17 protein-coding genes are annotated in these 19,595 nt (G+C 61.8%); 11 read left to right on the top strand and 6 right to left on the bottom strand.

Going from position 1 to position 19,595, the window contains the following annotated elements; all coding sequences use genetic code 11:
• The 3 genes from KW824_RS12955 to KW824_RS12945 form a co-directional block, all read left to right on the top strand.
• The coding region (locus tag KW824_RS12955) for a type I secretion C-terminal target domain-containing protein (protein WP_218409995.1) at nucleotides 1-1,627 on the top strand (1,627 nt) is incomplete at its 5' end.
• A gap of 89 nt (nucleotides 1,628-1,716) precedes the next feature.
• Nucleotides 1,717-2,274 carry a hypothetical protein gene (locus KW824_RS12950; RefSeq protein ID WP_218409994.1) on the top strand — a complete coding sequence of 186 codons (558 nt, stop codon included), beginning with the start codon at nucleotides 1,717-1,719 and terminating at the stop codon, nucleotides 2,272-2,274.
• A 55-nt stretch (nucleotides 2,275-2,329) separates the two neighbouring features.
• Nucleotides 2,330-3,031 (top strand): SIMPL domain-containing protein, encoded by a 702-nt coding sequence (locus KW824_RS12945; RefSeq protein ID WP_005332865.1) that lies wholly within the window; start codon nucleotides 2,330-2,332, stop codon nucleotides 3,029-3,031.
• A gap of 229 nt (nucleotides 3,032-3,260) precedes the next feature.
• On the opposite strand, the gene KW824_RS12940 is transcribed toward KW824_RS12945, so the two are convergent.
• On the bottom strand, nucleotides 3,261-4,637 hold the full coding sequence (locus tag KW824_RS12940) for an amino acid permease (protein WP_005332864.1): 1,377 nt from the start codon (nucleotides 4,635-4,637) through the stop codon (nucleotides 3,261-3,263).
• Between the two features lie 356 nt (nucleotides 4,638-4,993).
• Between KW824_RS12940 and KW824_RS12935 the strand changes: the two genes are divergently transcribed.
• On the top strand, nucleotides 4,994-5,287 hold the full coding sequence (locus KW824_RS12935) for a hypothetical protein (RefSeq protein WP_256351366.1): 294 nt from the start codon (nucleotides 4,994-4,996) through the stop codon (nucleotides 5,285-5,287).
• A 110-nt stretch (nucleotides 5,288-5,397) separates the two neighbouring features.
• On the opposite strand, the gene KW824_RS12930 is transcribed toward KW824_RS12935, so the two are convergent.
• Complete coding sequence (locus KW824_RS12930; RefSeq protein ID WP_218409993.1) at nucleotides 5,398-6,210, bottom strand: pyruvate, water dikinase regulatory protein; 813 nt, start codon at nucleotides 6,208-6,210, stop codon at nucleotides 5,398-5,400.
• 308 nt (nucleotides 6,211-6,518) lie between these two features.
• On the opposite strand from KW824_RS12930, the gene ppsA reads away from it, so the two are divergent.
• Together ppsA and modF are read left to right on the top strand one after the other, a co-directional pair.
• Nucleotides 6,519-8,891, top strand: a complete 2,373-nt coding sequence (ppsA, locus tag KW824_RS12925; protein WP_182788525.1) for a phosphoenolpyruvate synthase — start codon at nucleotides 6,519-6,521, stop codon at nucleotides 8,889-8,891.
• Between the two features lie 118 nt (nucleotides 8,892-9,009).
• Nucleotides 9,010-10,464 (top strand): molybdate ABC transporter ATP-binding protein ModF, encoded by a 1,455-nt coding sequence (gene modF, locus KW824_RS12920; RefSeq protein WP_218409992.1) that lies wholly within the window; start codon nucleotides 9,010-9,012, stop codon nucleotides 10,462-10,464.
• 18 nt (nucleotides 10,465-10,482) lie between these two features.
• Here the strand turns inward: modF and KW824_RS12915 are convergent, their stop codons facing one another.
• The 3 genes from KW824_RS12915 to KW824_RS12905 are packed head-to-tail and all read right to left on the bottom strand — an operon-like array spanning nucleotide 10,483 to nucleotide 11,689.
• Nucleotides 10,483-10,674, bottom strand: coding sequence for a hypothetical protein (locus KW824_RS12915; RefSeq protein ID WP_234690507.1), 192 nt, complete (start codon nucleotides 10,672-10,674; stop codon nucleotides 10,483-10,485).
• 5 nt (nucleotides 10,675-10,679) lie between these two features.
• A complete protein-coding gene (locus KW824_RS12910; RefSeq protein WP_218409991.1) occupies nucleotides 10,680-11,219 on the bottom strand; it encodes an isochorismatase family protein in 540 nt (179 codons plus the stop codon).
• A gap of 41 nt (nucleotides 11,220-11,260) precedes the next feature.
• The gene (locus KW824_RS12905) at nucleotides 11,261-11,689 is read right to left on the bottom strand and encodes a VOC family protein (RefSeq protein ID WP_218409990.1); all 429 of its coding nucleotides are present in this window, start codon (nucleotides 11,687-11,689) and stop codon (nucleotides 11,261-11,263) included.
• Nucleotides 11,690-12,031: 342 nt separating this feature from the next.
• Between KW824_RS12905 and KW824_RS12900 the strand changes: the two genes are divergently transcribed.
• Nucleotides 12,032-12,853, top strand: a complete 822-nt coding sequence (locus tag KW824_RS12900) for a MetQ/NlpA family ABC transporter substrate-binding protein (protein ID WP_218409989.1) — start codon at nucleotides 12,032-12,034, stop codon at nucleotides 12,851-12,853.
• A gap of 74 nt (nucleotides 12,854-12,927) precedes the next feature.
• Here the strand turns inward: KW824_RS12900 and KW824_RS12895 are convergent, their stop codons facing one another.
• Nucleotides 12,928-13,650, bottom strand: coding sequence for a phosphatase PAP2 family protein (locus tag KW824_RS12895; RefSeq protein WP_218409988.1), 723 nt, complete (start codon nucleotides 13,648-13,650; stop codon nucleotides 12,928-12,930).
• Nucleotides 13,651-13,943: 293 nt separating this feature from the next.
• Between KW824_RS12895 and KW824_RS12890 the strand changes: the two genes are divergently transcribed.
• The 4 genes from KW824_RS12890 (at nucleotide 13,944) to truA (ending at nucleotide 19,594) form a co-directional block, all read left to right on the top strand.
• Complete coding sequence (locus tag KW824_RS12890) at nucleotides 13,944-15,065, top strand: 4-phosphoerythronate dehydrogenase (protein ID WP_218409987.1); 1,122 nt, start codon at nucleotides 13,944-13,946, stop codon at nucleotides 15,063-15,065.
• A gap of 154 nt (nucleotides 15,066-15,219) precedes the next feature.
• A complete protein-coding gene (locus KW824_RS12885) occupies nucleotides 15,220-16,236 on the top strand; it encodes an aspartate-semialdehyde dehydrogenase (protein WP_005329439.1) in 1,017 nt (338 codons plus the stop codon).
• Nucleotides 16,237-16,551: 315 nt separating this feature from the next.
• Complete coding sequence (locus KW824_RS12880; RefSeq protein WP_218409986.1) at nucleotides 16,552-18,624, top strand: FimV/HubP family polar landmark protein; 2,073 nt, start codon at nucleotides 16,552-16,554, stop codon at nucleotides 18,622-18,624.
• A 160-nt stretch (nucleotides 18,625-18,784) separates the two neighbouring features.
• Nucleotides 18,785-19,594, top strand: coding sequence for a tRNA pseudouridine(38-40) synthase TruA (gene truA, locus KW824_RS12875; RefSeq protein ID WP_005329451.1), 810 nt, complete (start codon nucleotides 18,785-18,787; stop codon nucleotides 19,592-19,594).
• Nucleotide 19,595 lies beyond the last annotated feature (1 nt).

Genomic DNA, 19,595 nt, shown 5'->3' with positions numbered 1-19,595 from the left:
CAACGACAGCAAGGCGGGTGCAACGGGCACCGGGTTTGACGACAGCATCACCATCGGGGTGAACGGGGTGGGCGGCACCAGTGCCAGCGACCAGTTAATTGTGCGCATCGTGGACGACGTGCCGACGCTGGGCAGCTTTATGTCAGGTTTCATGGCAAATGAACCACTGACATCCCTCAAGGGGTTCTTTGATGTAGAGCCGGGAGCCGATGGCCTGTCTGCCTTCAACATCACTGGGCCAGCCATAACTGGTGTGAGTTATGGCTCATCCAGTGCATACAATCTGGATGGCAGTTTGCTGAGTACCACCTTGTTGGCAAGCGCCAGTGGGAGTGGCTTGTTCTCCTTGACCGTGTTTGCTGACGGGCATTATCAGTTCAATCTGATCAACTCGGAGGTCGCCCGTGACGAGACGTTCTCGTTGTTGAATCTCACGGCAGGAGGGCCGCAGCCATGGGTACAAACGGCGGATGGGCGGATAGAGTTTACGGGTACCAGTAATGGTGTGAACTCTTCTACCCAGGGTTTTGGTGTCGACAACCAGTTCCTGGGCAATGGTGAGAGTGTCACCATGGAGTTTCATAATGTGGGAGCGGCTGGTGACAACCCTTCTACATCCGATCCCAAGTTGATCGATAAATTGACGCTGACCAATAACAGTATCAATGGTTCTTTGACCATACAGTGGACTGCCGTAAACACCCTTCTGGATCCGTCCGATCCTCACTATACCCAGACGGGCACCATGGTGGTGACTGGTACGAGTACGGTGATTGACCCTTCGATTAGTTTCAACGTAGTAACTATTACAGGTATCAGTGGATCAGGACAAGGTGTGCGTTTTACGGAAGCAATTGTCTCGACACGGATTTTGCCTGCTGATCAGGATCTGTCTTTTGGCATTGAAGGAACGGATGGAGACGGTGATACAACGGCCACTTCGACTCTCCACATTGGCGTCGTATCGGGGGATGGGAGTTATACCCTGACAGGCACTGGCGGTGATGATGTTCTCGCGGGCAGCTCACAAGATGATGTGATCTCCGGTGGTGGGGGAGATGACTTGGTGGATTACAGCGACGACAGCGCTGCGCATACTATCAATCTGCTCACTGGCACCGGTTCTGGGGGCGATGCAGAAGGAGATACCTATAGCTCCATTGAAGGTGCGATTGGTGGATCTGGCAGTGATACTCTGATCGGCAACGGAGCAGATAATTTACTGATTGGCGGGTTGGGCAACGATATCCTGACAGGAGGAGATGGCAAGGATACCTTCAAGTGGCTAGCAGGGGAGGCCGATGGCAGTGTGGACAAGATAACCGACTTCACCTTGGGTTCGGGCAGTAATGGTGATGTGCTGGATCTGTCGCAATTACTGGATAATGTGCCGGGCAGTGCCAGCAATAGTGAGTTAGCCAGTACCCTCAACAGCTATCTGACGTTTGATACGGTCAATAACAAGTTGACTATCGATACCAATGGCAGCACTGCGGGTGGTGGGCAATTGACGGTTATGTTCCAGGGGGGGCCAGATCTGACCCATGGTGGCACCATCACCACAAACCAGGCCATCATCGAGCAATTGCTTAACGATGGTAACCTCAAGATAGATCCGCACCCCTGATGACGCAGATGGAGGGCAGGCTTGCCTGCCCTCTGTTGCTTGTGAATGAAGGGCGTTAAGATAGGCAGGATCGAAGATGTGAGGGAAATATGGAACCATTCAACTGGGTCGACATCGATGGTATTCGCTACAGCTGGGACGGACAGGACAACATCGTCTGTTCGGGCCGGTTTGGCTATCAGGCCACGATGACGGGGAACAAGATAAACGCCCTGGATCTGGAGAGCGAGGATGGTGAGGTCGCGGGAGCGCTCAATGTGGATTTCGCTGCATCGAGCATCAGCTTCACGCCCGCAGAGGACGCACCCTTGCCCCACATGGTGGTGCTGGTTGGCCACGAGCTGGGGCAACAGGAGTATTCACTGCAGAGTCTGAGCGACAGTTCCTTGCAGGATCTGCTTGGTCATGGGGATGACTTTGACTGGAGCTCGCTGGCGGTTGTCACGGCACCAGACCCGGTATTGCCATCCCAGGGTCATGTTCTGTCGTGGGACTCCTTTCATTTCGAAGAAGACTCGCTGCTGGGTGCCCAGGGGCCAGCCCCCGTGCTTGCGAGCCATGGTAGCCCGCTGGCAGGCGAGATCAGCATCAACATTGACATGACCAATCAGGTGCTGGATCAGATCCCCCCATTGCACGATATATGAATCCCAATCGACGACGTGCATAATGGCCTCCATCTAATCGACGGAGGTTTTTTCTATGTGGCGTCCCCTTCTTACCCTGTCTGCGCTCGTTATCAGTGCTCCGCTGCTTGCCATCGAGGTCCCCGAAGCCCCTCATCTGGTAGTCAGTGGCTATGCGGAGCAGAAGGCCGAGCCCGATATGCTGACGCTCAATGTTGCCGTCACTGCGCTGGAAAAACAGGGCATCAAGGCCAAGCAGCAGGTCGATACCAAGGTGGCCGCATTCTTTGGTCAACTGGAGAACCTCGGCATCAAGCGCAGCGATGTGGAGGCCGGCAATCTGGTGATCTCCCCCGAGTACCAGTATCCGCAGAACAAGCAGCCCGAGATGGTGGGTTACCGTGCCCAGCGCCAGCTGGCGGTCAAACTCTACCAGCTCGACAAGCTGAGCCAGTTGATGGACACCGCCCTCAAGGCAGGCCTGGAATCTGTCTCCCAGATTGAGTACGGCCTCAAGTCGCCTCAGGTCATCAAGGAGCAGGCGCGTCTTGGTGCGGTGGCAGACGCTACCAGCAAGGCAGAATCTCTGGCCAAGGCCTTTGGCATGAAACTTGGCAAGGTGTACAGCGTGGAGTACCGCAACAGCTCTCCCATGCCGATATATAGCCGTGCCATGAAGGCTGCCGCGGCACCCGCCGCCGACATGGCGGAGAATAGCTACCAGCAGCAGCAGATCAGCATCACGGACAACGTGGAAGCCGTCTTCCTGCTGGAATGATGGACTGCAAAACTAATCCTGATCTCCCCAAACCCGAGGCTCCTGTCTCGGGTTTGTCGTTATGGAGTCCCTGCTCATGGAAGTTAAATGGCAATGCCCAGTGGCGTCCCTCATCTGTGCATGCCAGAGGCAGGGGAGTGATGGACCGCTTCACTACTGCCGGGGGGGATGGAGCACATAAAAAAATGCCGGTCAGTGACCGGCATTTTCGTAAGAGAAGCGGAGAGACTTAGCCCAGATTGGTGGCTATCCGTTCCTGGCGCTTCTGCTTGAACAGATAGCCCAAGCCCAGCACCAGTACCCAGGCCGGGATCAGCTCGACCGAGATGCGGGTGCCATCGTTCATGTACATGATCACCAGGATGGCGGCCATGAAGGCGAGGCAGAGATAGTTGCCAAACGGACTCCACAGTGCCTTGAACTTGGTAGTCACCCCTTCGGCAGCCTTGACCTTGCGGAACTTGAGGTGGGCGAGGCTGATCATGGCCCAGTTGATGACCAGGGCGGAGACCACCAGCGACATCAATAGGCCGAAAGCCTTGCCCGGGATCAGGTAGTTGATCAGCACGCACAGCAAGGTGGCTGCTGCCGAGATGGTGATGGCGGTCAGGGGAACACCGCTCTTGTTGGTCTTGAGCAGTGCCTTGGGGCCGTTGCCCTGCTTGGCCAGGCCAAACAGCATGCGGCTGTTGCAGTAGACACAGCTGTTGTAGACGGAGAGCGCGGCAGTCAGCACCACCAGGTTCAGCACGTTGGCCACCAGGTTGCTGTCCAGGGCATGGAAGATCATCACGAACGGACTGCCGCCTTCGACCACCTTGCCCCAGGGGTAGAGGGAGAGCAGCACGGTCAGGGCGCCAATGTAGAAGATCAGGATGCGGTAGATCACCTGATTGGTGGCCTTGGGAATGCTCTTCTCGGGATTATCCGCTTCCGCCGCCGTGATGCCGACCAGCTCCAGACCGCCGAAGGAGAACATGATGAAGGCCATGGCCATTACCAGGCCGCCCACTCCGTTGGGGAAGAAGCCTCCCTGAGCCCACAGGTTGCTGACCGTGGCCTCGGGACCGCCGGTGCCGGAGAACAGCAGGTAACCGCCGAAGCCTATCATGCCGAGGATGGCCACGACCTTGATGATGGCAAACCAGAACTCCATCTCGCCGAACGCCTTGACGTTGGAGAGGTTGATGGCGTTGATCAGCACGAAGAAGAAGGCCGCCGACATCCAGGTCGGGATCTCGGGCCACCAATACTGCACGTAGATGCCGACCGCCGTCAGCTCCGCCATGCTCACCAGCACATAGAGCACCCAGTAGTTCCAGCCGGAGGCGAAGCCAGCGAAGTCGCCCCAATACTTGTAGGCGAAGTGGCTAAATGAACCGGCCACCGGCTCTTCCACCACCATCTCGCCAAGCTGGCGCATGATGAGGAAGGCGATGAAGCCGCCGATGGCATAGCCAAGCAGCACCGAGGGGCCTGCCATCTTGATGGTGTCGGCAATGCCGAGGAACAGGCCGGTACCGATGGCACCGCCCAGTGCGATGAGCTGGATGTGGCGGTTTTTCAGGCCGCGCTTCAGCTCTTCGCCGTCTTGTTGAAGATCCATTCTTCCTTCCTTACGTCGCTGAATTCACTCGTCTCGCGCCCCGTCTGCCATGGCACCTCCTGTGCCCGACGCGGCATCTTGTGCCGAAAACGTGACGAAATCCGTATTAATATCGTTACGGTTTGCCGCGCACTGTTTTTTGTAGCGGCTACCAACCCGAGCAGAATAGTGATAATCGACCGTTTGTGCACCTGTTTTCCTCATCATTGGTTTGCTTTGTGGGCAATGTTCAGGTTTTTCATGATCTGGAAAGGGGTTTTGGAAGTGATTGCTGGTTTTGTGTTCAGTTGGTCTTGGTGCTATTGACCTGGCGGTGATTTGATGTGCTAGTAGCCGTTTTTCAAGGAAGGACTCATATGATCGAAGGTATTGTCGGTGGCTTGCTGCTCGCAGCGCTCTGGCTGGGAGTCTGGCTATCCCCCATGTTGCTGACCATGGCGGCGGCCTGTCTCATGGTCTGGGGATGGCAGGGGGCGGATTATCTGGTGAACAACATTGCCATGGTGCTGACGCTCGCCGCCGTGCTGGGCCTGCTTCCCGCCTGCTGGTTGAGCGAACGGGCACGCAAACGCCATGGTTTGCTGCGCTTTCATGGCATGTTGATGAACAATCGGGAGCTCAACAAGCCAGCTTCCCGCCCTCGCCCCTGAGCCTCATGACGCCGGCGGACCCGCTGGCGTCATTTCTCCCTGTCTTTCTGTTTCGTTATCTTGCCACTGGGCTGTCGTTGTGCGGGTTTATCCTGCCTTTTTTATGTTATCTAGCAGAGCTGGCGACGAAGGCCGGTTGCTTCCAGGATCTTGGCGCTGATCTCTTCCACCGAGTGGGAGCTGGTGTCGAGGAAGCGGATCGCCTCCTGGCGAAACAGCCGCTCCACGCTCGCCAGCTCCTGTTCGCACTGCTCAAGAGAGGAGTAGCGACTGTTGGCGCGGCGCTGATTGCGGATCTCGTGCAGTCGCTGGGGAGCGATGGTGAGGCCGAACAGTTTGTGGCGGTTGGCCTTGAGGGGGGTTGGCAGTACCAGCGAACCCATGTCCTGCTCGATGAAAGGGTAGTTGGCGGCGCGAATGCCAAACTGCAGCGCCAGATAGAGGCTGGTCGGCGTCTTGCCGCAGCGGGAGACCCCGATGAGGATGATGTCCGCCTCGTCATACTCCTTGGTGGTGATGCCATCATCGTTGCTCAAGGCAAAGTTCACCGCCTCGATGCGATCGTCGTAGAGCTTGCGGTTCTCCATGCCATGGGTGCGGTGCTGCCTGGGCTCGGCCTTGATCCCGAGCTCCTGCTCGAGGGGACTCACGAAGGTATTGAGAAAATCGTGACTGCTGGTCTGGGCCTTGAGTACCTCTTCCCTTACCAGGGGGTCGACTATGGTGTGAAACAGAATGGGGCGCACCCCGGTCTGGCGAAACTGCTCATCGATGCGAGCCCGCACCTGGCGCGCCTTTTCCAGAGTCTCCACGAAGGGAATGGTGACCTGTTCGAAGACCAGCGGAAACTGGCTCAACACGGCATGGCCGAACACCTCGGCGGTGATGGCGGTGCCATCGGATACATAGAATACGGTGTGCACAGCGGACTCCTGTGGTGTGCCCCTGGGGGGTTGCGAGCATTAAGTATCTCTCGAAACCATATCTCTTTTGTCAACAGGTCTGCCATTCCCAAGTTGTGAACTCGCTTGCAAACCTGAGTCGTTACCTTTTTGTGTCGGTATTGTAGAATGCCTGTGTCAAACGGCCATCCCCAACTCTTGCTCGGGGATTTTTTTGACAATAATTAGAAAACGTTTTCATGGTCGTTGGCAACAGACACTAACAAAAACACACGACTTGGCACAGCAGGTGCGTTGACACCCTGGCCCACCAACCTGGAGACATGCAAATGCAACAGTACGTACTTTGGTACGAACAGCTCGGTATGCAGGACGTAGAGCGCGTCGGCGGCAAGAATGCATCCCTTGGCGAGATGATCAGCAACCTCTCCGGTGCCGGCGTGTCCGTACCGGGCGGCTTTGCGACCACCGCCTTTGCGTTTAACGAGTTTCTGGAGTTAAGCGGCCTCAACGGCAAGATCCACGACCTGCTCGACAGCCTGGACGTGGACGACATCGCCGCCCTCAACAAGGCCGGCCAGCAGATCCGTGACTGGGTGGTGGATGCTCCCTTCCAGCCCGCGCTGGAGCAGGCCGTGCGTGCCGCCTACGACAAGCTGAGCGCCGGGCTTGAAGCCTCCTTTGCGGTACGCTCCTCCGCCACCGCCGAGGACATGCCGGATGCCTCCTTCGCCGGTCAGCAGGAGACCTTCCTCAACGTGCGCGGTATCGATGCCGTCATGACCGCCATCAAGCATGTGTTTGCCTCCCTGTTCAACGATCGCGCCATCTCCTACCGGGTGCATCAGGGGTACGATCACAAGGGCGTGGCGCTCTCCGCCGGGGTGCAGCGCATGGTGCGCTCCGATCTCGCCGCTTCCGGCGTCATGTTCACCCTGGATACCGAGTCCGGCTTCAACGACGTGGTCTTCATCACCGGTGCCCAGGGCCTGGGGGAGATGGTGGTGCAGGGGGCCGTCAACCCGGACGAGTTCTATGTGCACAAGCCGACCCTCAAGGCTGGTCGCCCAGCGGTGGTGCGCAAGACGCTGGGCTCCAAGCTCATCAAGATGACCTATTCCGAGGACGCCGGTCACGGCCGTCAGGTGAAGATCGTCGATACCGTGGAGGCCGAGCGCAACCGCTTCTGCATCACGGACGAGGAGGTGATGGCGCTGGCCAAGCAAGCGCTCATCATCGAACAACACTACGGCCGCCCGATGGATATCGAGTGGGCCAAGGATGGTCAGGACGGTCAGCTCTACATCGTCCAGGCGCGCCCGGAGACCGTACGCAGCCGCCAGGAGGCGAACACGCTCGAACGCTTTGCCCTGAAGCAATCTGGCAAGGTGTTGATCGAGGGGCGCGCCATCGGCCACAAGATTGGGTCGGGCCCGGCGCGAGTCATCAGCTCCATCAGCCAGATGGACGAGGTACAGCCCGGCGATGTCTTGGTCACCGACATGACCGACCCGGACTGGGAGCCCATCATGAAGCGGGCCTCCGCCATCGTCACCAATCGGGGTGGGCGTACCTGTCACGCCGCCATCATCGCCCGTGAGCTGGGCATCCCGGCCGTGGTCGGCTGTGGCGATGCCACCGACCGCATCGAGGCAGGTCAGCTCATCACGGTTTCTTGCGCGGAAGGGGACACCGGCTTCATCTACGACGGCGAGCTCGACTTCGACGTAGCGGTGACCGAAGTGGGCAATATGCCGCCCTTGCCCATCAAGATCATGATGAACGTCGGCAATCCGGACAGGGCATTTGATTTTGCCCAGTTGCCCAATGCCGGTGTGGGGCTGGCGCGGCTCGAGTTCATCATCAACCGCATGATAGGTGTGCACCCCAAGGCCCTGCTGGAATTCGACCAACAGACCCCCGAGCTCAAGGCCACCATCACCAAGATGATCGCGGGTTACGACAGCCCCCGTGAATACTATGTGGCCAAGCTGAGTGAAGGCATTGCCACCCTGGCCGCCGCCTTCTGGCCGGAGCGGGTCATCGTGCGGATGTCGGACTTCAAGTCCAACGAATACGCCAACCTGGTGGGGGGCCGCGGCTACGAGCCCCACGAAGAGAACCCCATGATCGGCTTCCGTGGCGCTTCCCGCTACATCGCCGACAGCTTCCGTCCCTGCTTCGCCCTCGAATGCGAGGCGATGAAACGGGTGCGCGACGTCATGGGCCTGACCAACGTCGAGGTGATGATCCCCTTCGTTCGTACCGTGGGCGAGGCGGAGCAGGTGGTGGAGATCCTGGCCGAGAACGGCCTGCGCCGCGGCGAGCGGGGCCTGAAAGTCATCATGATGTGTGAACTGCCCTCCAATGCCCTGCTGGCGGACAAGTTCCTCGAGCACTTCGACGGCTTCTCCATCGGTTCCAACGACATGACCCAGTTGACCCTGGGGCTGGATCGGGATTCGGGCCTCATCGCCCACCTGTTCGATGAGCGCAACGAGGCGGTCAAGGCGCTGCTGGCAATGGCCATCCAGGCCGCCCGCAAGGCGGGCAAGTATGTGGGTATCTGCGGTCAGGGGCCGTCCGATCACCCGGACTTCGCCGCCTGGCTGGTCGAGCAGGGGATCGACTCCGTGTCCCTCAACCCGGATACCGTGGTCGACACCTGGCTCTATCTGGCCGAACAACACAAGGCCGGCTAAGCCCGTCCCCCGCTTTTCAATGACACGGCGCCGCAAGGGCGCCGTTTTTTTGATAGCGCCATTTTCTGGTACAAGGGAGAGGGAGCAAGGTGCTCCGCACGAATCACAGGACGACCCCATGACCTCATTGCAGTGGCAATCCGCCGCCCTGGCCCTTCGTGGCCACCACACTCTGGTTATTCCAGAACTTTGTCTCACCCCGCAGGACTGCTGGGCCTTCGTCGGCAGCAATGGCAGCGGCAAGACGGCGCTGGCCTCTGCCCTGTGCGGCGAGCTGGCCGTCCGTGCAGGGGAGGTGACTGGCCGGGTGAGGGCCGTGCGCCTCTCCTTCGAGTCGCAGCAGCAGTTGGGGGAGCTGGACTGGCAACGGCGCAACACCGACATGCTGGGGGAAGAGGAGGAAGCGGGCTATCGGGTGTCGACCCTGATGCTGGAGACGGGGGGAGAGGAGGTGCAAGCCCGATCGCTGCTGGCGCGCTTCGGCATCGAGTCCCTGTGGGAGCGCCCCTATCGCTATCTTTCGAGCGGGGAGGGGCGCAAGTTGCTGCTGGCCCGCGCCTTGCTGGGGCGACCCGAGCTGCTGGTGCTGGATGAGCCCTTCGATGGGCTGGATCAGGGGGCCAGGGCCTCCCTGATGTCGCTGCTGGCGCACCTGGTGAGCGAGGGGCAGCGCCTGGTGGTGATCGTCAACCGTTTCGACGAGATCCCGCCCTTCGCCACTCACCTCGGCCTGCTCGGCGAACGCCGCCTGCTGTTGGCGGGGGAGCGCGATGCCGTGCTCTGCAGCCGGGAGGTGGCCCAGCTGGCGCGCGCCGAGGGGCAGAGCCCGCAGCTGCCCCCGCCGCTCCAGGCGCCCACGCCCCTGCCCGCCGGCCCCCGGGTACAGATGCGCGCCTTGCGTGTCGCCTACGGGGAGCAGGTCATCATCGACGGGCTCGACTGGACCATAGAGGAGGGAGAGCACTGGCAACTGGTGGGGCCCAACGGTGCCGGCAAGTCGACCCTGCTCGCCCTCATCACAGGGGATCATCCGCAGGGGTACAGCAATGATCTGCGCCTGTTCGGAGTGCGCCGGGGCAGTGGCGAGAGCATCTGGGAGATCAAGCGCCACATCGGCCTGGTGAGCCCGGCCCTGCATCTGGACTATCGCGTCAATTGCTCGGTGCAGGCGGTGGTCCTCTCCGGCTTTTATGACTCCATCGGCCTCTATACCCACCCGGGGGATCGCCAGCTGGCGCTCGCCGACCAGTGGCTGCTCCTGCTGGGGCTAAAGGAGCAGGGAGCGCAGCCCTTTCACTCCCTCTCCTTCGGCCAGCAGCGCCTGGTGCTCATCGCCCGGGCCCTGGTCAAGCATCCGCCGTTGCTCATCCTGGACGAGCCCCTGCAGGGGCTGGATCCCTTGAACCGCCACCTGGTGCGGGAGATGGTGGTGCGCCTCATAGGGGAAGGTACCCAGTTGCTGTTCGTCTCCCATCACCCCGAGGATGCGCCCCCCGGCCTCACCCACCGGCTGAGCTTCGTGCCAAACGGCGTGGGGGGTTATCGCTATCTGCAGGAGCGGCTGGGGGACTGAGCTCTCGGGTGGTCATGATCAGAGAGGGGGCGGCTCGGCAAGGAGCGGGGGCATGCCCAGCAGCGCCCACCACAGCCCGAAGAAGAGCATGATCCCCAGCCAGAGCCAGGCCAGATAGTGGCGGGTGGCCGCCATGCCTGTCATCGTCACCGTGAGCGCCACCCCGAAGGCGATGAGGGCAAACATCAGGGGGGCCATGTTGTCCATCATGACGGTCACTTCACCAGGGCCAGGATCTGGCGAAACGCCGGATGGCGGCAATCCCCCATCAGCTCGTAGAGACACATCTCCACCGAGGTGAGGGATGCGCCCATGGCCGCCAGCTGACCGATGGCGAGCTCCCGGTTGGCGGCGGTGCGGGACGACACCGCATCCACCACCAAAGAGACCCGGGCGCCGCTCGCCAAGAGCCCCAGCACGCTCTGGTAGACGCAGATATGGGCCTCAATGCCGCACACCAGCCAGTGGCTGACCCCGGTTCCGGCCAGGGCATCGGCGACCGTCGGCTCCCCCAGGGCGCCGAAGCTGTATTTGGCCAGCACAAGGGTGCCCGCCTGGAGCGGCTGCAACTCGGGCACTGTGGCGCCGAGCTTGTTCGGGTTCTGCTCCAGCCAGACAACTGGCAGCCCCAGCGTCTTGGCTCCTTGCACCAGTCGGGCCGTGTTGACGATGAGCGACTCGCTCCCCTCCACCAGGCGGGCCAGTTTGCCCTGGATATCGACCACCAGCAGGCCGGTGTCGCGGCTTTCAAGCATGATTTTCTCCTTTGTTTGTGGCGAGCTTCCTAGCCCCGAGCTCAAAGACGCCGGGCTTCTGCTGACAAGCTGCACGGCGCCCCTTCACATGCTCGCCATGCCAGGGGGTCAAGGTAGGCCATTGCCTCTATGTTGTTGCCGTCCGGATCGCGCAGGAAGGCGGCGTAGTAATTGGGGGCATAGTGGGGGCGCAGCCCCGGCTGCCCGTTGCAGACAAAGCCGGCCCTGACGCCAGCCTGATGAAACTCATCCACCTGCGCCGCGCTGCTTGCCGCGAAGGCGAGATGGCAGGGGGCACCCTGTTCGCCCCGCTCTATCAGGAAGCCCACCTTGTCGTGACCAACGCGGCCGAAACCTGCGGCGTCTTTGTCTGCCCATTTGAGTGCTATCAAGAGGGGCGCCAGCACGGTTGCATAGACGCGTCGGCAGTCGTCGACGCGCACCACCTTGATTTCAACATGATCGAACACGGCTACTCCTTGTGCTGTCTGGGGGCTGAGCAGGCTCTTGGCACCCGGATCGGATCCCATGATGATGGGTATCGAATGACCACAATAAGCCGGTTTTGCGTCAAGCGGGGAGAGTGCAAGCCGCATAACTGCGTGCTCTGTCAAAGATTTCTCATCCAGGGGCCGGATGGGCTTTGCCTCTCTTTGGCCAAGCTTGCCCGGTTTTGTTGCTTGGCGAAGGGAAAAAGCTCTGTTATGGTGTCTCTAGATAGCCGTTTGGATGGCTAGATGGTTGTGGTGTCGGCCTTCATGATAACACCCGCAGCCCCACCATTTTGATGATCACCTCGACAGGGAGTTTCTATGCAGCGTCGTTCCTTCTTCACCCTCTCCGCCCTCGCGCTGCTCGCCAGCAGCCTGCCGCTGTCCGCCTTTGCCATCGATGAGGCGAAGAAAGAGATAGTGATAGGCACCACGGTCGGGGACTTCGCCGACATGGTAACCGACTCCATCAAGCCGCAGCTCGAAGCCAAGGGTTACAAGGTCAAACTGGTGGAGTTCACCGACTACGTGACCCCCAACATTGCCCTGGCGGACGGGTCGCTGGACGTCAACTGCTTCCAGCACAAGCCCTATCTGGACAGCTTCTCCAAAGACAGGGGCCTCTCTCTGGCACCCATTACCCAGGTACCGACCGGCCCAATGGGGCTCTATGCCGGCAAGTTGGGGGATCTCAAGGCCCTGAAAGAGGGGAGCACTGTCGCCATTCCCAACGACCCTACCAACCAGGCGCGGGCCCTGCTGATGCTGCAGGACCTGGGCTGGCTCACCCTCAAAGAGGGGATCAACCCCCTCAAGGCGAGTGAATTCGATGTGGTGAAGAACCCCCACGACATCAAGTTGGTGTTGCTGGAGGCGGCGCAACTGCCCCGCTCCCGTGAAGACGTGGACTTCTCCGTCATCAACGGCAACTTCGCCGCCTCGAGCGGGATCCCGTTCAGCACGGGTCTTTTCCTGGAACGCAGCTATGACTTCATCAACTGGGTGGTGGTCAAAGGGGCCGATGCGGACAAACCGTTCGCCAAGGATGTAGCGGCGGCCTACAACTCCCCCGAATTCAAGGCCTATGCCGCCAAACGCTTCGTCGGCTACAAGTACCCCCAGGGCTGGCAGAGCCAGAGCTGAGAGCAGAGCCAGGGCTGAAGGCAGCACCAGCGATCAAAAACGGGCACCAGGGTGCCCGTTTTTTATTTGGAAGGTCAGTAATGGCGCAGCCACCAGCGGGCGGCCACGAGGGCGGTGAGGCTGCCAAGCAGGGCGCTCGCCAGCACGTCCAACGGCCAGTGCATGCCGATCAGGGTGCGCGACAGGCCGATGCCGATGGCCCAGAGCGGCAGCAGCCAGACCCCGGCGGGGGCCCGGGCCAGCCAGATCAGCCCGAAGAACTGGGCCAGGCTCATGGCGGCGATGCTGTGGCCGGAGGGGAAGGCGTAGTTCACCTCCGTCTGCCAGTGGTGGCCGAGCCAGGCGGGCAGCGCCAGCAACTGGGTCGCGGCATGGACCTGTTCGCTGCGAAGATCCTGGCTGCCGGCATAGAACTGGCGGATGGCGGGGATAAGCTCCTGGCTCTCCAGCCAGAGCAGATAGGGCCTTGGCTCCTCGGTCAGCTGCTTGATCAGGCTCTTGATGATCCAGTCGCTCGCCAGCGTGGCAAAGAGGGCGCCCGCGAGGGCCAGCAGGGCGGTGTGGCCGAGCGTCAGTTTGTGTCGGGTCAGCAGCAGCAGGGCGGCGATGGTGATGGCGAGGCCGGGCAGGTCCACCATGCGGGTGAGGGCGTAGGGCCACCAGAGCCAGTCCGATTGCAGGGCACTCGTCATGAAGGGATGCCAGGGCAGGCAGACGAGCAGCAGCAGCGGCAGCAGCAGTATGGCGTTGAAACCAAGCACCAGGCGGCGTGGCAACGAAGAGGCATGAGTCGGCATGGGAGGGCTCATAACAGGTGCGCATGACAGGGGCGGATCATAAAGAGGCGTCATTGTGCCAGCATGGCCCCCCTGGTCAAGGCAGGGGAGGCGAGGGCAACATGTTGTTACATATGAGTGCCGCGCCTCATCCATGGATGCCCGGGAGCCCGCTTCGATACTCTGGCTCCCTGTGGCTCCAAGAGAGCGGCGCACTCTTTGTCCATGACAACCCGAGAACAAGCCTCTGAAAATTCGATGCGTTTGGGCTAGAATGGCGCGCCTGTGGCCGGTTGTGGATGAGAAGAGAGCGGATGAAGATCGTCGTTGATGAAAATATGCCCCATGCCTGCGAGCTGTTTGCCGAATTTGGCGAGGTCGTGCCCCTGCCCGGGCGGCAGATAGGGGCGGCAGATCTGCAGGATGCCGACGTGCTGCTGGTGCGCTCGGTGACCCGGGTCGATGCCGGGCTGCTCGCCAGCTGCCCGCGGCTCGGCTTCGTCGGCACCGCCACCATAGGCACGGATCACATCGACACCGCTCTCCTGGCCGAGCGGGGCATCCCCTTCTTCAGCGCCCCCGGCTGCAACAAGTATTCGGTGGGCGACTATGTGCTCTCGGCCCTGCTGGTGCTGGCGGAGCGCCATGAGCTCAGCCTCGATCAGATGAGCCTCGCCGTCATCGGCGCGGGCAACACAGGGGAGTGCGTGGCGGGCAAGGCAGAGGCGCTCGGCATGCGGGTGCTGCGCTGCGATCCGCCGCGGGCACGGCAGGAGGGCGCCGCCGGCTTCGTCGACTACCGGGCGGCGCTCTCGGCCGACATCGTCAGCTTCCACGTGCCCCTGACCCGGAAGGGGCCGGATGCCACCTTCCACCTGCTGGGGCAGCGGGAGATAGCCGCCCGTCCGGCCGGGCAGATCCTCATCAATGCCTCCCGAGGCGAGGTGTGGGACAACCAGGCCCTGCTCGCCCGCCAGCAGAGCCAGGCGCCGCTCAAGCTGGTGATGGATGTGTGGGAAGGGGAGCCCGAGCCGCTTGCCGCCCTGGTGCCCCATACCGAACTCGCGACCCCGCACATCGCCGGCTACAGCCTGGAGGGCAAGGCCCGCGGCACCTGGATGCTCTATCAGGCGCTCTGCCAGCAGCTGGGGCGCGTGCCACGCCAGGATCTGCAATCTCTGCTGCCCGCCCCCGAGGTGCGCGAGCTGACGCCGGGTCAGCCCGCCGATCAGGGGTTGATCAAGCAGCTGGTGCATCTGATTTATGACGTGCGCCGGGACGATGCCCGCTTTCGCAACCGGATCGGGTTGCCCGGCAGCTTCGATGGGCAGCGCAAGGACTACCCGGAGCGGCGCGAGCTCTCCTCCTTGCACCTGAATGGCCCCTTCGCCTGCGACAGGCTGGCCCGACTGGGTTTTGCCATCTCGCCAAAATAAACCGGAATTCATGCGGGGGCTCCGATCATCGGATCGGGGCCCTCCGTTTCGGCCCGGCACCCTGCCGGCCGACCATCAGACAGATCACGCCTGCCACCCCTGATGCCGACCCGGTCGGCCTCATCGGCGGGCAATATCACAGGAGAGAACATCAGTGAGTCAACAATTCAACGTAGCGGTACTGGGCGCGAGCGGCGCCGTGGGTCAGGCCATGATCGAGATCCTGGAGGAGCGCGGCTTCCCGGTCGCCACCCTCTATCCCCTGGCCTCCAGCCGCAGCGCTGGCGATACGGTGCGCTTTGGCGGCAAGAACATCGAGATCAAGGATGTCGAGGAGTTTGACTGGAGCCAGGTGCAGATCGCGCTCTTCTCCGCCGGCGCCGAGGTCTCGGCCAAGTGGGCACCCATCGCGGCCGAGCAGGGCTGCATCGTCATCGACAACACCTCCTGCTTCCGTTATGACGAAGACATTCCCCTGGTGATCCCGGAAGTGAACCCGGAGGCCCTGGCGGATTTTCGCAATCGCAACATCATCGCCAACCCCAACTGCTCCACCATCCAGATGCTGGTTGCCCTCAAGCCCCTGCAGGACGAGGTGGGCATAGCCCGCATCAACGTGGCGACCTACCAGTCCGTTTCCGGCTCTGGCAAGGAAGGGGTGAGCGAACTGGCCGGCCAGACCGCCCACCTGCTCAACGGTCGTCCGGTGGAGCCGACTATCTATCCGCAGCAGATCGCCTTTAACCTGATCCCGCAGATCGACAGCTTCACCGACAACGGTTACACCCGTGAAGAGATGAAGATGGTGTGGGAGACCCAGAAGATCCTCGGCGATGCCAGCATCGCCGTGAACCCCACCTGCGTGCGGGTGCCGGTGTTCTACGGTCACGCCGAGGCGGTCCACGTCGAGCTGCACCAGCCGCTGGACGCCGAGCAGGTCAAGGAGCTGCTGCGCAATGCCCCCGGCGTCACCCTGTTTGACGACGATGCCGACTACCCGACCCCGGTGCGCGACGCCACCGGCAAGGACGAGGTACTGGTCGGCCGGGTACGCCAGGATATTTCTCATCCGAGCGGTATCAATATGTGGATCGTGGCCGATAACGTTCGTAAGGGCGCGGCGACCAACAGCGTGCAGATCGCCGAGCTGCTGGTGCGCGACTACCTCTGAGGCCGTTTTGCGGCCAGTGGCGGGGAGGGAACCCCGCCCGAGGAAGTGAGCCAGGGTTCCGGGATGTGACCGGGGGCGCACTCTCCGGTTTTAAGAATGTCGCGTGATATCAGTGGACTAGGTTTTTTTCTACACTCGGGTTCATGTCTGGGACTCACATCTGGTGTGGATCGGGTTCGCGCCTGATAGACGCCGAACGCAAAATGTGTCGGATCGCTGGCTTGAGACCGGCGCCTGATTTATATTGAGCCGATTGTTTTGGGGTAACTATCCAGATTTTTCAATGTGATAGGGCCATCATACGAAGGAACGAATATGGGACATTCCCGCATAACGCTGGCAACGCTACTCGCATTGGGTCTTCTGGGCACGGCTCAGGCCGACGAGGCGGGGCGAGAGCCTTTCTTTGTCGAGCTCAAGGGCCCGGACGGTGCCGCGCCTCCTGTCGTTCAACCTCAGGCCCAGCCCGTGGCGCCGGCCCAGCCTGCTGCTAGGGCTCAGCCCATAGTGCGTCAGGCGCCCAGCGCGGCGGCGGGCAGCTATGGCCCTGTTCGTTCCACCGATACCCTCTGGAGCCTGGCGAGCAAGCATCGCCCCTCCAACCGGGTGACCGTCTACCAGACCATGGTGGCGATCTATGACAAGAATCCCCGCAGTTTTGCCGACGGCAACATCAACCACATCCTGGTGGGATCCCGCATTCTGCTGCCAAGCGCCGCCGAGGCGGGCCGCATCACGGACGCCGAGGCCCGCCGCCGCTTCAACAGCGACAACGCCAGCTGGAAGGGGCTGAGCCCCAAATACCTGGCCGAGAAGCAGACCCATCCGGTGGCGACCAAGCCGGCTGCCAGCGCGCCGGTCAAGGCCGTGGCCAAGGCGGCCCCCCTTCCGACGGCCGCCCCCAAGGTGAGCACGCCCCAGGCGGCGACCGAGGTGACGGCGATCGCCAAGGCTGCAGTCCCGGTGGCGAGTACCGTCGCGCCGACCGCTGCCCCGGCCCCCTTGCCGGTCAGTGCCGCGACCGTGGTGGGCAAACCCTCCACCGAGATGGCGCTGGCGCTGGAAGATGCCAACGCCCAGCTTGGTCAGGTCACCGAGATGAACCACAGGCTCAAGCTGCGCCTGCAAGCCCTGACCGAAGAGGTGGAGACCCTCAAGGCCCAGTTGCAGGATCAGACCGCGCTGCAAAAAGAGGTGGCGGAGCTCAAGGCCAAGCCGGTACCGCCCGTGGTGGCCCCCGAGCCCAAGCAGAACTGGGTGATGGAGCTGCTCGCCTCGCCGCTGAACCTCGCCATGATCATCCTGCTGCCCGTGCTGCTGGTGTTGGCGCTGGTGACGCTCTGGCTGCGTGCCCGCGCCCGCCGCGAATTGGAAGAGCAGGAAAAGAGCCTGTCCGAGTCCACCTCCATGGTGATGGGGGAGGAGAGCAGCGAGTTTGACCAGCTGATGACGGTCGGCATCGCCGATGACGAACCCATGCACCCCATGGCGGATCTCAATGGCAGCCAGGAGGGGGCAAATGCCTCCACTGACGTCATCTTCAGCGATGACGAGGTGGCCCTGTCCGCCTTCGATGTGGAGCCTGCGGTGACGACGGCCAACCGGGATCCGGATCTGGTGCCCGAGCTCGATCTGGCTCTCGACGGAGACTTTGAGCTGCCTTCGGCCCCTGAGCTCGATCTCTCCGGCGAGTCCGATGCCAGAGCCCGGGCCAGCGACGAGATCATGAGCGAGGAGGAGCTGCAAGCGGCCCTGTTTGCCGAGCTGGACGCCGATCTCGAGGCCGATCTGAACCAGGCGCAGGAGCAGAGCCGAAGCCAGCAGGATACGGAACTCGCCAACTTTGATCTCAGCGATCTCGAGACCGGCTTCCAGGAGCCTGCCACCGACACCGCTGCCCGAGGCGACGACGCCTATGGCAAGGATGATATCGATGACATGCTGGCCGAACTCGGGCTGGAGCCCACCAAGCCGGCGGCGCCGGCCTGGGATCCCAACGAGCTGGCCCTGGCGGACTTCGAGGATGCCTTCACCGAGGTGGAGCCCCATCAGGGCGATCTGAAGCCTCGTGAGCAGGCGGAGGCGAACGACTACGTGGAGATAGACAAGCTGCTGGCCGAGGCCAACGCCAGCAGCTCGGAGCAGGAGCCCTACCAGGGCTTCTCCCTGGACGTGGGGCTGGATGGCTTCCCCGAGGTGTTGCCGGAATCCACCGGGTTCGATGTGGATGCCGATGACGGCGGCGTGGGGGCAAAGCTGGATCTGGCCCGCGCCTACCTCGAGATCGACGACAAGGAGAGTGCCCGCGAGCTGCTGCAAGAGGCGGCGGCCCAGGGCAGCGAGCATCAGCGCAGCGAAGCCGAGAAGCTGCTCAGGCGCCTAGGGTGATCCCCTTTGCCAGTGATCAACACAGAGGGCAGCCCGCGGGCTGCCCTCTTTCATGTTGGCCGCCGGCACGGGATGCCGGCCCGAACTGGGACTTTTGGGCCCAAGGGCGTATAATCCGGCCCGTTTCTTTCATCCTTTCCCCACAAGACAAGATTCATCCATGCGAATTGCCCTAGGTATTGAATACGACGGCAGCCGGTATTTCGGCTGGCAGCGTCAGCGCGAAGTGATCAGCGTGCAGGCCGAGCTGGAAAAAGCTCTCAGCCGCATCGCCAATCACCCTGTTTCCATCCAGTGCGCCGGTCGTACCGATGCCGGGGTGCACGCCACCGGCCAGGTGATCCATTTCGATACCGAGGCGAACCGCGCCGAGGGCGCCTGGACCCTGGGGCTCAACTCCAACCTGCCGCCGGACATCGCCGTGCGCTGGGTCAAGGAGGTGGACGAGAGTTTCCACGCCCGCTTCAGCGCCACCGCCCGTCGCTACCGTTATGTCATCTACAACCACAACTTCCGCCCTGCCATCCTCGGCAGCGGCGTCAGCCACTATCACGAGACCATAGATGCCGAGTTGATGCACCAGGCGGGCCAGAGCCTGCTGGGTGAGCATGACTTCAGCACCTTCCGCGCCATCGCCTGCCAGTCCAACACCCCCTGGCGCAACGTGACCCACCTGTGCGTCAGCCGCTCCGGCCCCTACATAGTGCTCGATATCAAGGCCAACGCCTTCCTGCACCACATGGTGCGCAACATCACCGGCTCCCTGCTGCTGGTGGGGCAGGGACTCAAACCCGTGGAGTGGATAGCCGAGGTGTTGGCGGCCAGGGACCGCAACCTAGCGGGGCCGACCGCCAAGGCGGGGGGGCTTTATCTGGTGGACGTGGACTACCCGGCAGAGTTTGCCCTGCCGCAGTTGCCGCTCGGCCCGCTGTGGCTGCCGGACTCGGCACCGGGTACGACCAGTTTTTAGT

The sequence above is a fragment of the Aeromonas sp. sif0611 genome (assembly GCF_019218845.1).
In the GTDB taxonomy this organism is placed as follows: Bacteria; Pseudomonadota; Gammaproteobacteria; order Enterobacterales; family Aeromonadaceae; genus Aeromonas; species Aeromonas media.
Note: the sequence above shows the minus strand (reverse complement) of the source record. Positions and strands in the feature narration are given on the sequence as shown.